The sequence below is a fragment of the Knoellia locipacati genome (genome assembly GCF_044791685.1).
Classification (GTDB): domain Bacteria; phylum Actinomycetota; class Actinomycetes; order Actinomycetales; family Dermatophilaceae; genus Knoellia; species Knoellia locipacati_A.
In genome coordinates, this window is the sequence record NZ_CP087730.1 from 2,714,385 (window position 1) to 2,727,026 (window position 12,642).

The 12,642-nt window shown below is 71.4% G+C and carries 13 protein-coding genes; 10 read left to right on the top strand and 3 right to left on the bottom strand.

All coding sequences use genetic code 11. The features are described 5' to 3' along the window. The first annotated feature begins 6 nt into the window (after positions 1–6). The gene (locus tag LL946_RS12685) at positions 7–1,305 is read left to right on the top strand and encodes a citrate synthase (protein ID WP_404381169.1); all 1,299 of its coding nucleotides are present in this window, start codon (positions 7–9) and stop codon (positions 1,303–1,305) included. A 268-nt stretch (positions 1,306–1,573) separates the two neighbouring features. Here the strand turns inward: LL946_RS12685 and LL946_RS12690 are convergent, their stop codons facing one another. Together LL946_RS12690 and dapD are read right to left on the bottom strand one after the other, a co-directional pair. After that, positions 1,574–2,458: a hypothetical protein gene (locus LL946_RS12690; RefSeq protein WP_404381171.1), complete on the bottom strand. Its 885-nt coding sequence runs from the start codon at positions 2,456–2,458 to the stop codon at positions 1,574–1,576. After that, positions 2,458–3,381: a 2,3,4,5-tetrahydropyridine-2,6-dicarboxylate N-succinyltransferase gene (gene dapD / locus LL946_RS12695; protein ID WP_404381173.1), complete on the bottom strand. Its 924-nt coding sequence runs from the start codon at positions 3,379–3,381 to the stop codon at positions 2,458–2,460. The genes LL946_RS12690 and dapD overlap by 1 nt, the downstream gene beginning before the upstream one ends. A 130-nt stretch (positions 3,382–3,511) precedes the next feature. Between dapD and dapE the strand changes: the two genes are divergently transcribed. The 9 genes from dapE (at position 3,512) to LL946_RS12740 (ending at position 11,886) form a co-directional block, all read left to right on the top strand. Next, positions 3,512–4,594 carry a succinyl-diaminopimelate desuccinylase gene (gene dapE / locus LL946_RS12700; RefSeq protein WP_404381175.1) on the top strand — a complete coding sequence of 361 codons (1,083 nt, stop codon included), beginning with the start codon at positions 3,512–3,514 and terminating at the stop codon, positions 4,592–4,594. 129 nt (positions 4,595–4,723) lie between these two features. Then, positions 4,724–5,458, top strand: coding sequence for a TIGR00730 family Rossman fold protein (locus LL946_RS12705; protein ID WP_404386889.1), 735 nt, complete (start codon positions 4,724–4,726; stop codon positions 5,456–5,458). Positions 5,459–5,479: 21 nt separating this feature from the next. Further along, positions 5,480–5,794 carry a hypothetical protein gene (locus LL946_RS12710; RefSeq protein ID WP_404381177.1) on the top strand — a complete coding sequence of 105 codons (315 nt, stop codon included), beginning with the start codon at positions 5,480–5,482 and terminating at the stop codon, positions 5,792–5,794. Then, complete coding sequence (locus tag LL946_RS12715; RefSeq protein ID WP_404381179.1) at positions 5,775–6,197, top strand: SRPBCC family protein; 423 nt, start codon at positions 5,775–5,777, stop codon at positions 6,195–6,197. Before LL946_RS12710 ends, LL946_RS12715 begins: the two co-directional genes overlap by 20 nt. Next, positions 6,194–8,326, top strand: coding sequence for a hypothetical protein (locus LL946_RS12720; RefSeq protein ID WP_404381181.1), 2,133 nt, complete (start codon positions 6,194–6,196; stop codon positions 8,324–8,326). Before LL946_RS12715 ends, LL946_RS12720 begins: the two co-directional genes overlap by 4 nt. Then, positions 8,323–9,627 carry a hypothetical protein gene (locus LL946_RS12725; RefSeq protein WP_404381183.1) on the top strand — a complete coding sequence of 435 codons (1,305 nt, stop codon included), beginning with the start codon at positions 8,323–8,325 and terminating at the stop codon, positions 9,625–9,627. The genes LL946_RS12720 and LL946_RS12725 overlap by 4 nt, the downstream gene beginning before the upstream one ends. A gap of 129 nt (positions 9,628–9,756) precedes the next feature. Continuing rightward, on the top strand, positions 9,757–9,933 hold the full coding sequence (locus LL946_RS12730; protein WP_082569572.1) for a DUF3117 domain-containing protein: 177 nt from the start codon (positions 9,757–9,759) through the stop codon (positions 9,931–9,933). A 76-nt stretch (positions 9,934–10,009) separates the two neighbouring features. Further along, positions 10,010–11,524 carry a leucyl aminopeptidase family protein gene (locus LL946_RS12735; RefSeq protein ID WP_404381186.1) on the top strand — a complete coding sequence of 505 codons (1,515 nt, stop codon included), beginning with the start codon at positions 10,010–10,012 and terminating at the stop codon, positions 11,522–11,524. Then, positions 11,521–11,886: a hypothetical protein gene (locus LL946_RS12740; protein WP_404381187.1), complete on the top strand. Its 366-nt coding sequence runs from the start codon at positions 11,521–11,523 to the stop codon at positions 11,884–11,886. The genes LL946_RS12735 and LL946_RS12740 overlap by 4 nt, the downstream gene beginning before the upstream one ends. Before the next feature lie 84 nt (positions 11,887–11,970). On the opposite strand, the gene LL946_RS12745 is transcribed toward LL946_RS12740, so the two are convergent. Further along, a complete protein-coding gene (locus LL946_RS12745; protein WP_404381189.1) occupies positions 11,971–12,606 on the bottom strand; it encodes an O-methyltransferase in 636 nt (211 codons plus the stop codon). Between the last annotated feature and the right edge of the window lie 36 nt (positions 12,607–12,642).

Here is a 12,642-nt window from a genome sequence, read left to right on the forward strand (position 1 = left end):
CAGACGATGAGCACCGACGCAGCCGCGCCCGCGACCTTCCAGGTCCGCGACAAGGAACTGAGCTTCCCCCTCATCAAGGCCACCGAGGGCAACAACGGGTACGACATCTCGGCCCTGCTCAAGGAGACCGGCGACACCACCCTCGACATCGGGTTCGTCAACACCGCGTCGTGCAACAGCGCCATCACCTACATCGACGGTGACGCGGGCATCCTGCGCTACCGCGGCTACCCGATCGAGCAGCTCGCCGAGAAGTCGAGCTTCCTCGAGGTCTCCTACCTCCTCGTCTACGGAGAGCTGCCCACGCAGTCCGAGCTGGACGACTTCACCGAGCGGGTGCGCCAGCACACGATGCTCCACGAGGACCTCAAGGCGTTCTTCAACGGCTTCCCGCGCGATGCGCACCCGATGCCGGTCCTCTCGTCGGCGGTGTCCGCTCTGGGCACCTTCTACCAGGACAGCCTCGACCCCTTCGACAAGGAGCACGTCGAGATCTCGACGATCCGCCTCCTCGCCAAGCTGCCGACGATCGCGGCCTACGCCTACAAGAAGAGCATCGGCCAGCCGTTCCTCTACCCCGACAACGAGCTGTCGCTCCAGGAGAACTTCCTCCGGATGACGTTCGGTGTCCCGGCGACGGACTACGACATCGACCCGGACATGGTCAAGGCCCTCGACCAGCTCCTCATCCTGCACGCCGACCACGAGCAGAACTGCTCGACGTCGACGGTGCGGCTCGTCGGCTCGGCCCACGCCAACCTCTTCAACTCGGTCTCCGCCGGCATCCACGCCCTCTCCGGTCCCCTGCACGGTGGCGCGAACTCGGCAGTCCTCGAGATGCTCGACGCCATCCTCAAGGACGGCGGCGACGTCGACACCTTCGTCAAGAAGGTCAAGAACAAGGAGGACGGGGTCAAGCTCATGGGCTTCGGCCACCGCGTCTACAAGAACTACGACCCGCGTGCCGCGATCATCAAGAAGACGACCGACACGATCCTGCACAAGGACGGTGTCCGCGACCCGCTGCTCGACATCGCCCTGCAGCTCGAGCAGCGAGCCCTCGAGGACGACTACTTCATCGAGCGCAAGCTCTACCCGAACGTCGACTTCTACACCGGCCTCATCTACAAGGCGATGGGCTTCCCGACCAAGATGTTCACCGTCCTCTTCGCCTTGGGCCGCCTCCCCGGCTGGATCGCCCAGTGGCGCGAGATGATCGAGGACCCGGCGACCAAGATCGGCCGCCCGCGCCAGATCTACACCGGTGCCACCGAGCGCGAGTACCACGCGATCTCCGGCCGCTGAGCCAGAGCCTGCGCTGAGCCGCACCCGGCCGCCCGCTCGGGCGGACGGCATACGAGAGCCCCGACCTGCATCGCGCAGGCCGGGGCTCTCGTGCGTTCGCCGTCGGGTCAGCTCCCGCGGTGACCGGCGCCCACGAGCTCGCGCTCGTCGGCGTCGGGGTCCTCGCCGTGGGGAAGGTCTCCCGCGCGGGGGACTGCCCCGGGCCGCCGAGCTTCTCACCCTCGACGTCGACGTCGGGGAGGATGTGTCGTCCGTCTCCCGCGGGCCCTCAGGTCAGGTGGAGCACGACCTCGCGTGCGCCCGACGGCGTCTGCGCCTGCCGCCACTCCCAGGCGGAGGACTCGCGGCTCCTTGTCCAGGAGCGGTCGCCGATCGTCACGCCGGTGATGCCGGTGTCGACGGCCTTGGCAACCGACCAGGCCGCGATGGACCAGGCCACCTGGTCGCTCGGTGCCGCCACCGTGAGCACCCCGTCACCACCGCTGGCCGCGAGGCCGTACTCGGCCTCGAGCAGGCGGCCGACGAGGGCGACGTCGGCCTCACCCTCGGGGTCGTCGAGCCGGCAGCCGACCCCGCGAGGCGAGTGCCCGGCGAGGCTGGAGGCGAGAATCCGCCCCTCCTGCTCGTGGTCGGCGTACGCCTCGGGATAGGCGCTGCGCTGCACCTTCTGAGCGACGACGGTGATGGTCCCGTTCTCCCAGTCGTCCACCTTGACGAGTGCGTCGTAGAACTTGTTCGTCGAGTACTCCGGGTCGAGGATCTGCTCGACCGTGCCCCATCCCTGGGACGGACGCTGCTGGAAGAGCCCGACCGAGTCGCGGTCGCCGTAGCGGATGTTGCGCAGCTTCGACTCCTGGATCGCCGTCGCGAGGGCGATGGTCGCGGCCCTCGCCGGCAGGCCGCGGCGCAGGGCGATGGCCGTGATCGTCGCGGCGTTGCTCATCTGATCGGGGTCGAAGTCGACCGAGCTCCCCGCTGCGGTGGCCTGGCAGCGCGCCCCGAGAACGCTCTGGAACAGGGTGCGGCCGCCGAACCAGGCGCCCAGCGCGACGAACGCGACGAGGGCGAGGACGAGCCCACGGGCCACCCACCGTGCAGGACCGCGACGCGGACGCTCCTCGGCGAGTGTGAAGGCGCGGCGGTTCGATGCCATCAGTCGTTGGCGTGCAGCACGGAGTTGAGGACGATCCCATGGCCGTCGCGCGGACGCGTCTCGACCGTGCCCGTGACCGAGTTGCGCAGGAACAGCAGGTTGGACTGGCCCGAGAGCTCGCTCGCCTTGGTGACGGTGCCGTCGGGCAGCGTCACCTTGGTGCCGGCCGTGACGTAGAGCCCGGCCTCGACGACGCAGTCGTCCCCGAGCGCGATGCCCAGGCCCGACTCCGCGCCGAGGAGGCAGCGCTCACCGATCGACACCCGCTCGGTGCCACCGCCGGACAGGGTGCCCATCGTCGAGGCGCCGCCTCCGATGTCGGAGCCGTCGCCGACGACGACACCCTGCGAGATCCGGCCCTCGACCATCGAGCTGCCCAGGGTCCCGGCGTTGAAGTTGACGAAGCCCTCGTGCATGACCGTGGTGCCGCTGGCGAGGTGCGCACCCAGACGCACCCGGTCGGCGTCGGCGATGCGCACCCCGGAGGGCACGACGTAGTCGGTCATGCGGGGGAACTTGTCGATCCCGTGGACCTGCACCGGACCGCGGGCGAGCAGGGCGAGACGGGTGGTCTCGAACCCCTCGACGGCACAGGGTCCGTGGTTGGTCCACACGACGTTGGTGAGAGTGCCGAAGAGGCCCTCGAGCGAGATCGAGTTCGGGGCGACGAGGCGGTGCGACAGCAGGTGCAACCGCAGCCAGGCGTCGGCGGCGTCGGCCGGTGCCGCGTCGAGGTCGACCTCGACGAGCCGCACCTCGCGCGTGACGCCGCGGGGCTCGTCGGGCACGGCCAAGGCCGACAGGCCCTGCGGCTCCGACGCGGATCCGGCGTCGCCGAGGGCCGGTGCCGGGAACCAGGCGTCGAGGACGGCCTCGCCGTGGAGGGTGATCAGTCCGTAGCCGTGGGCCGCGCGCGAAGTCATGGCCGCAAGCCTAGATGCCGCGGCCGGGCGCCGATCACGTCCTCACCGCCGCGCGGGTGAGGGGAGCACTCGGACCGCCTGACGAGGGAGGCCCAGGAGCGTCGACCGGCCCGTCGGTAGGGTCTGGCGTATGCCGCTCGACCTCACGACAGACGTCGTCACCCTCACCGCTGCCCTCTGCGACATCGATTCGGTGAGCCGGGACGAATCCGCGATCGCCGACGCCATCGAGGAGGCGCTCACGCCGCTCGGGCACCTCACCGTGACGCGGATCGGCAACACCGTGGTCGCCCGCACCGAGCAGGGTCACGCGGAGCGGGTCGTCCTCGCCGGGCACATCGACACCGTTCCCCTCACCGACCCGCCGAACCTCCCGACCCGCCGGCTGCCCGGCGGCGACGGTGAGGGCGAGGTGCTCTGGGGCCGCGGCACCGTCGACATGAAGGGCGGGGTCGCGGTCCAGCTGCGCCTCGCTGCCAGCGTGCCCGCCCCCAGCCGCGACGTCACCTACGTCTTCTACGAGGGCGAGGAGATCGAGAGCGAGTTCAACGGACTGCTGCACGTGCAGGAGCAGGCGCCCGAGCTCATCGAGGACGCCGACTTCGCCGTGCTTCTCGAGCCCACCGGCGCCATCGTCGAGGGCGGGTGCAAGGGCACGATGCGCATCGACATCACGACCAAGGGGTCGGCCGCCCACTCCGCCCGGCCCTGGAACGGTCACAACGCCATCCACGACGCAGCCGAGATCCTCAGCCGGCTCACGGCATACGAGACAAGGACGGTCGTGGTCGACGGCCTCGAGTACCGCGAAGCCCTCAACGCCGTGAGCATCACCGGTGGCATCGCCGGCAACGTCATCCCGGACCGCTGCACGGTGAGCGTCAACTACCGCTACGCGCCCGACCGCGACGAGGAGCAGGCCGTCGCGCACATGCACGAGGTCTTCGACGGGATGGCCTTCGAGGTCACCGACAACGCCGGGGGCGCACGTCCCGGGCTCGACCTGCCGGCCGCCCAGGCGTTCGTCGACGCGCTCGGGGTCGAGGTCGTCGCCAAGCAGGGCTGGACCGACGTCGCCCGCTTCCAGGCGATGGGTGTCCCGGCCGTGAACTTCGGCCCCGGTGACCCCAACCTCGCCCACCACGACGAGGAGCGCTGCCCGGTCGACCAGCTCGTGTCCGCCGAGGCCGCGATGCTCCGGTGGCTCGCCTAGGTTGGTGCCGTGACCGACTCACGACGTGACCCACAGGCCGACCCGCAGGCCCCACCGCAGCCCGATCCGGAGGCCATCGCCCAGGAGCCCTGGGACGCCACGCACGACTACGTCCAGGGGCCGGTCGTCATGCGGCGTTCGCGGGTGCCGCACGAGACGACCGACCAACGACTGCTCGACAGCCGCGGGCCGGCCGACTGGCTCCACGCCGACCCGTGGCGGGTCATGCGCATCACGTCCGAGTTCGTCGAGGGCTTCGGGGCCCTCGCCGAGCTCGGCCCGGCCGTCAGCGTCTTCGGCTCCGCGCGCACGCCGGCGGACGACCCGACCTACGCCCTCGGGGAGGCTGTGGGAGCCGGGCTCGTGCGCGCCGGATACGCGGTGATCACCGGCGGCGGTCCTGGGGCGATGGAGGCCGCGAACAAGGGGGCCTGCCAGGCGGGTGGCACGTCGGTCGGCCTCGGCATCGAGCTCCCCTTCGAGACCGGGCTCAACGAGTACGTCGACCTCGGGGTGAACTTCCGCTACTTCTTCGCGCGCAAGACGATGTTCGTCAAGTACGCCCAGGGCTTCATCGTCCTGCCCGGTGGTTTCGGCACCCTCGACGAGGTGTTCGAGGCGATCACTCTGGTGCAGACCCAGAAGGTCACGTCGTTCCCGATCGTCCTCGTGGGCACGAGCTACTGGCAGGGGCTCCTCGACTGGCTGCACCAGTCCGCACTCGCCTCGGGCACGATCAGCCACAAGGACCTCGACCTCGTCACCCTCACTGACGACGTCGACGAGGCCATCGCCATCATCGTGCGCTCGGACCGGGCACGGGCGGGCGACCAGCCCGAGGGGACCGGCACCCACGCCGAGTGAGGCCCGCCTAGGATCGGCGACGTGGAATGGCTCGCCCTCGCCCTGCTCACCGTCGCCGTCATCGCGGTCACGACGCTCGTCGCCACGGGCCGGCTCGTGCCGGAGCCGCTCAGCGAGCCGACGAGCACGGTTCCCCCGCTCGAGCTCCCCGGCGAGCCGACGAGCGTCGACGTCGACCGGCTTCGTCTGGGCACCTCGGTCTACGGCTACGCGGTGGGTGACGTCGACGCCGCACTCGACGCGAGGCGCGATCGCCTTGCCGACCAGGAGCGGGCGATCGCCGACCGGTCGCCGTCGCCCGAGGATCGGAATGGTCATGTTCACCCTCACGCGTGAGAGCCCGCTGACGCCGGAGGAGCTCTGGGCCCGTGTCGCGGCCTTGGCCGACCACGCCGAGACGGTGCCGCTGACGACGACCCTGGCCGACCCGGGGGAGCCCGGGGTGGGGTGGCGCTTCACCGTCCGCACCGCGCTCGGCCCTCTCCGCTTCGACGACTCGATGGTCGTCGAGGAGTGGGACGCCCCCCGACGGTGGCGGATCCGCAAGACCGGTCGCCTCCGCGGGTGGGCCGAGGTCTCCGTCTCCCCGTATGCCGGTGGGTCCCGGCTGTCGTGGACCGAGGAGCTGTGGTTCGAGGGTCTCCCCGGGCTGCGCCGGGTGACGCGTCCGGTGGCCGACGTCCTCGGACGGGTCGTCTTCGGCCGCGTCGTGGACCGCCTCGTCGCGGGCGCACCGTGATCTGGGCGTTTCTCCTCAGCCTGCCCGTCATCGCCTGCGCCGTCGCGATCGCGGCGGTGGTCTCGCGGCGGGAGGAGCGAGGGCGCTCCGGTGTGCCCGACACCTTCCGGATGCAGCTCGTCGGCTACCCGCCGCACCGGGTGCACGAGGTGCTGGCCCGGCTCGACGCCCAGATCGCCGCCAACGACGTCCTGCTGACGGGTGAGGTGCCTCCACCAGTGGAGGGCTCGGCGCCCGTCGCGGGGTCGTCGCCTGCGCGGCTGGCCGCGCCCACGACGCATGACTCGGACGCACGCCAGCGCGCTGAGGCAACGTCCGCGCGATTGGCTGCTCCCTCCGCCACGGACGCAGACGCGGACGCCGGCTCGACGGTGACCTCGGCCCACGGCGGCTGGGGGATGGTCGACCTCGTCGTCGTCGCGGTCTACCTCGGCACCGCCCTGCACGTCCTGTCCAACCTCGTCGGCAGGGTCTCGTCCGGCCACCTCTCACAGGGAGTGCAGGACCACCAGGCCTTCGAGTGGTACTTCGGGGCGTCGGCGCACAACGTCGCCACCCTCTCCAACCCGCTCTTCAGCGACCGCCAGAACTTCCCCGACGGCGTCAACCTCATGGCCAACGCGGCCGTGACCGGACTGGGTGTCCCTCTTGCGCCGCTGACGCTCCTGCTGGGTGCCCACGTGACGTTCTTCGTCGTCGAGCTGCTCGGGCTCGCCGGGACGGCTGCCGTCTGGTACTGGTTCCTCCGGCGCCGAGGACTCGTCCGGCCCGCGGCGGAGGTCGGCGGCTGGCTCACCGGCTTCGCCCCGGCGATGGTCTCGCACGCCAACGGCCACCCCAACTTCGTCGCGCTCTTCCTCATCCCCGTGATCCTCGACCGCCTCCTCCGGCTCGCCGAGGGCGACCGCCGGGTGGGTGACGGCGTCGTGCTCGGGCTGCTCGTCACGTGGCAGATCTTCATCGGCGAGGAGCCGCTGCTGCTCGCAGCCCTCGGGATGCTCGTCGTCGGGCTCGTGCTCCTCGTGCACCGCCGGCTGGACGTCGCCCGGATGCTGCCCGGCGTCGCCATCGGCGCGGGCCTGTCGCTGCTCCTCGTCGCCGTGCCGCTGTGGTGGCAGTTCGCCGGACGTCAGAGCTACACCTCGATCTACCACCCTCCCGGCGGCAACGACCTCGCCGCGCTGTGGAGCCGGGCCACCCGGACGTTCGGCACGGACCCGTGGGCATCAGCGGCGCTGTCGATGAACCGCACGGAGGAGAACGCCTTCTTCGGGCTCCCGCTCTGGATCCTCGTCGGCGTCATCGCTCTGGTGCTCTTCCGGCGCCCGGTCGTGCAGGCGCTCGCCGTCCTCGCCGTGGTCGCCTGCTGGCTCTCGCTGGGTGAGGAGGTGCTCCTGCGGGGCCAGCCGACCGGCATACCCGCTCTGTGGTCCCTCTTCGACGAGCTGCCGGTGCTCGAGAACGTCCTGCCGACCCGCTTCGCGATGATCGCGATCCCCGCGCTGGCAGGGCTGGTCGCGATCGGCATCGACGCGGCCTTCCGCTCCTCGCCCCTCGCGGCCGACGACGCCGAGGAGGCCGAGCTCCCGGAGTGGCACCACCGCGTCGGCGGGTGGGTGGTCACCGCCGCAGCCGCCCTCGCGCTGCTCCCGGTACTGCCGACCCCGCTCCAGGTCGACCCTCGACCGCCGGTGCCGGCCTTCTTCACCGGTGACGCGTGGCGCGACTGGAGCCACGGTGGCTCGATCCTCGCGGTCCCACCGACCGACATCGTCGACGCGAGGGCCTTCGACTGGCAGCTGGCCGCGGACACCCTGGCCTTCCCGATCGTCGAGGGTTACTTCGTCGGTCCCAACGGCCAGCCCGACCGCGGTGGTCAGTACGGCGCCACCCGGCGGCCGTTGTCGCTCTGGCTCTACGACGTCAACGCCGCCAACGTCGTGACGCCCGCGACCGAGGGGCAGCGGCAGCAGTTCATCGAGGACCTGGGCGCCTGGCGCACCGACTCGGTCGTCCTGCCGATGCGGGAGCAGACGAACGCGCTGCGGGACTCCCTCGTCACGGTCCTCGGCGAGCCCGAGCAGGTCGAGGACGTCTACGTCTGGGACGTCCGAGGGCTGCGCTCGTGACCGCCACGGCGGAGCAGGCCGAGCCCGGGGCGACGCGGCCCTCGAGGTCGCCCCTCACCGTCGCCGGCCGCCGCCACCTCGGTGGGGTCGCGCTGGCCCACCCGGTGCTGGCGATCGTGCTCGTCTACGCGGTGTCGCGGGTCGTCGCCGTGGCGGCGATGTGGGTCGCCGCCACCTGGTTCCAGAACCCGGCCGGCGTGGGCCACCTCGACCCCAACGTCGGCGACCTCATCTCCCTCTGGGACGCCGAGTGGTACGAAACCATTGCGAGAGAGGGCTATCCGGTCCCGCTCCCCGCCGACCCGGAGTCGGGCAAGCTCACCTACAGCGCCTGGGCGTTCTATCCACTCTTCCCGTTCCTCGTGAAGGGGCTCATGGTCCTCGGGCTGCCGTTCACGGTCGCCGCCGTCGGCCTCAACGTCGTCCTCGGCGGGCTCGGGGCAGTCCTCATCTGGGCGATCTTCCGGCACGGCCTCCACGCGCAGCCGCAGCCGGGACGCGACCGGCTCGCCCTGGTGGCCGCCTGCCTCTGGTGCTTCTACCCGGCGACGGGCGTCATGCTCAAGCCCTACACCGAGCCCCTCGCGGTCGTCCTCGTGGCAGCCTCGCTGCTCTTCCTCATGAGACGCCGGTATGCCGTCGTCGCAGCTCTCGCGGTCCCGCTCGGCTTCACCCGCGGTGTGGCCGCCGCCATCGGGTGTGCCGCCCTGGTCCACCTCGTCGTCCGGATCCGGGAGGAGCGGGAGGCCGGTGTCGCGCCGCTGCGGGGTGCTCGTGTCGGCGCGGCCCTGATGCTCGTGGTGACAGGGCTGTCCGGCATCGCCTGGCCGGTCGTCGCCGGCGTCGTGAGTGGTATCCCCACGGCGTTCTTCGACGTCCAGGAGGCCTGGGGCCAGAAGCCCGCCTCGGGCCCGTTCGTCCTCTGGTTCCAGTGGGCGTGGGACTCGCGCGGGCTCGCCGGTGTCGTCGTCCTCGTGGCGCTCTCCGGCACCTACATCGCGCTCATCCTCGGGCGGCACGGACGGTGGCTCCCCGTCGAGGTGCGCGCGTGGGCGGTGGCCTACCCGCTCTACCTCTTCGCCGTGGTCCGGCCCATCACGAGCATGTGGCGCTTCCTGCTCCTCGACTTCCCGATCGCCGCGCTCCTCGCCAGTGTCGCGATGCGGACGTCGACGGGTGAACGGATCGTCACGCACTGGCGGCGCCGGGTGGCCGTGCTCCTGGTCCCCGTGGTCCTCGGCCTGGTGTGGTGGACCTGTGCCCTGCTCACCTACACGCCATGGGGGTCGCGGCCTCCGTGATGGCATGCAGGGGGCCCGATTTCGTCACGCCTGCACCACAAGGGATAATGGCTGGGAGACCGGTGCGCCAACGCCGGGACGTGAACACGTGACGCATGACCGTGCGCTACGCCAACGAAGGGAACACCCATGGCGGCAATGAAGCCCAGGACGGGCGACGGCCCTCTCGAGGTCACCAAGGAGGGTCGCGGCATCGTGCTCCGCATGCCCCTGGAGGGTGGTGGCCGCCTCGTCGTCGAGATGACTCCGGACGAGGTGCGAGCGCTGGGTCAGGCGATCGATGACTGTGAAGCGCTGAAGAAGTGACCGTCCGCCGTTGACGTGACGAGAGGGCCCCCACCGACGTGGTGGGGGCCCTCTCGCCGTCGGTAGGGTCGGGGCCGTGCCTGCCGAAGACCTCCTCGCCCCGTCCGTCGCCACCTGGTCCGCGAGCGACGGACCCCTCGTCGACGTCCTCGCCGACCGGGACCCGGCCGACCTCGCGCTGGTCGTCGGGCTGCTCGAGGGGGAGGAGCCGTGGGAGGCCCGGACGCGCGAAGCCCTCGAGAGTGCCGGCTTCGACCCCGTCGAGCTCCTCGAGACCCACGAGCCCGCCACGTCCGCCGGGGCGACAACGCTCGTCCGTATGCCGCGTGGCGAGCAGGCCGCCCGCGTCCTCGTCCTCGTCGGGCTCGGCTCGGGCTCGCCCGCGGACCTGCGTGCCGCCGGTGCAGCTGCAGGCCGCGTTGTCCGGGGCCGCGCCCAGGTCGTCGTCCTCGCCCCGTCGTCGGACGAGACCGGACACGCCGCCCTCGTCGAGGGCGCGGTTCTCGGCGGCTGGGCGCCGTCGCGCTGGACGGACGGCGCGTGGGCGGCCGGGGCCGAGGTCGCCGGCGAGGTCGTGCTCGTGGGCGCCGAGGCCGACGTCGTCGAGCGCGCCGTGCGCCGTGCGGTGGCGACGCTCGTGGCCCGCAACCTCGCCAACACCCCCTCGAACATCAAGAACCCTTCATGGATGGCCCGGCAGGCCCGCACCGTCGCCACCCGCTCCGACCTCGACGTCCGGGTCTGGGACGACGGGGCCCTGCGCAAGGGCGGCTTCGGCGGGCTGCTCGCCGTCGGCGGCGGGTCGGCCACGCCTCCGCGGCTGGTCCAGCTCGGCTACACGCCAGCGGGCGCCGACGACAGCACGCCGCACGTCGTCCTCGTGGGCAAGGGCATCACCTTCGACTCCGGTGGCCTTCAGGTCAAGCCACCGGAGGGCATGCTCGCCATGAAGACGGACATGTCGGGTTCGGCGATCGTCCTCGCGGTCCTCGCCGCCTGCCGTGACCTCGAGGTGCCGGTGCGGGTGACCGGGCTCCTGGCCCTCGCCGAGAACATGGTCGACGGAGCGGCATACCGTCCCGGTGACGTCGTCACGCACTTCGGCGGACGGACGGCCGAGATCGGCAACACCGACGCCGAGGGCCGCATCGTCCTCGCGGACGCGCTCGCCTACGCCGACGCCGAGCTCGATCCCGACGTCGTCGTCGACATCGCGACCCTCACGGGTGCCGCGCGGGTGGCCCTGGCGCGCACCATGGCCCCGGTCTATGCCACGGACGACGATCTGGCGTCCCAGCTCGGCGCGGCCGGCGAGACAGCAGGTGAGACGCTGTGGCCCTTCCCGCTCGTGGCGGCCTACCGTCGGGCACTGGAGAGCGACGTGGCCGACATCAGCCACATCGGCCCCTCCGTCGGAGGTGGGTCCATCACTGCGGCACTGTTCCTGCGCGAGTTCGTCGGGGAGCGTCGCTGGGCACACCTCGACATCGCCGGCCCCGGCCGCTCCGATGTCGACTCCGGAGTCCACGGCAAGGGTGGGACGGGGTTCGGCGCCCGCCTGCTGCTGCGATGGTTGGAAGGTCTGCGATGAACGCCGGATACGGACTGGCTGTGCGCTGGTCCCTCGAGAACGCCCCCGAGGATGCCCCCGACCGTCTGCGCGAGTACGTCGTGGGCACGTCGATCGCAAAGTTCATGTTCCTCGACGGCCTCGCCTTCAAGGTGTGGCGGATGCGCGAGGGCGAGTGGTTCGAGGGCACCTACGTCTTCGACAGCGAGCAGGAGCGCAAGGTCTTCCGCGAGGAGTTCGAGGCCACGGCCGCCGATTCCAAGGGCTCGGAGCTCATCGGGTCGCCGCCGCTGAGCATCGAGGAGTTCGAGGTCGTCGCGATCGCCGAGGGCCCGGCGGGCTTCCGCCGCGGCGCCGGCCCGCGCGTCGACGCCCACGCCTGACACCGACTGATTGCCAGTTTCAGCACCGGTCCACGGTGGCAGGCCGCCGCTGGGAGGCGCTGGAACTGGCAATCAGTCGCGGTCTCAGCGCTTGACGGCGACGAAGAGGCCGTCGCTGACGGGCAGCAGGCTCGGGACGAGGTCCTCGTTGTCCCGCAGGGCCTTGCCCAGGTCGCGCAGCGTCGTCGTGTCGGCGTCCCGCGCGGCGGGGTCGGCCACCTTGTCGTGCCAGAGCATGTTGTCGAGGGCGAGGACGCCGCCGCTGCGCAGGAGCCGGATCCCGTGCTCGACGTATGCCGGGTAGCTCGCCTTGTCGGCGTCGATGACCACCATGTCGTAGGCTCCGTCGGTCATCCGCGGCAGCACGTCGGTCGCCCGGCCGGTGATGACCCGGGTGCGCTGCGTCGGGTAGCCGGCCGCGGCATACGCCTCTCGGGCGGCGCGCTGGTGCTCCGGCGAGATGTCGATCGTCGTGAGCACGCCGTCCTCGGGCATCCCCGCCAGCACCCACAGGCCCGACGTGCCCGCACCGGTGCCGACCTCGATGACGTGCTTGGCGCGGATGGCCGCGGCGAGCACGCGCAGGGTCGCCCCGGCGCCGGTCCCGACGGGCGTGGCCGCGTCGAAGGCCAGACCGCGGGCTCGGGCCTGCTCCATGGCCTCGGGCTCGGGGACGAAGTCCTCGGCATAGGTCCAGCTCGCCGGCTTGAGGGTGCTCATGGACGGGAACCCTACTCGGGGAGGAGTCCGATGACG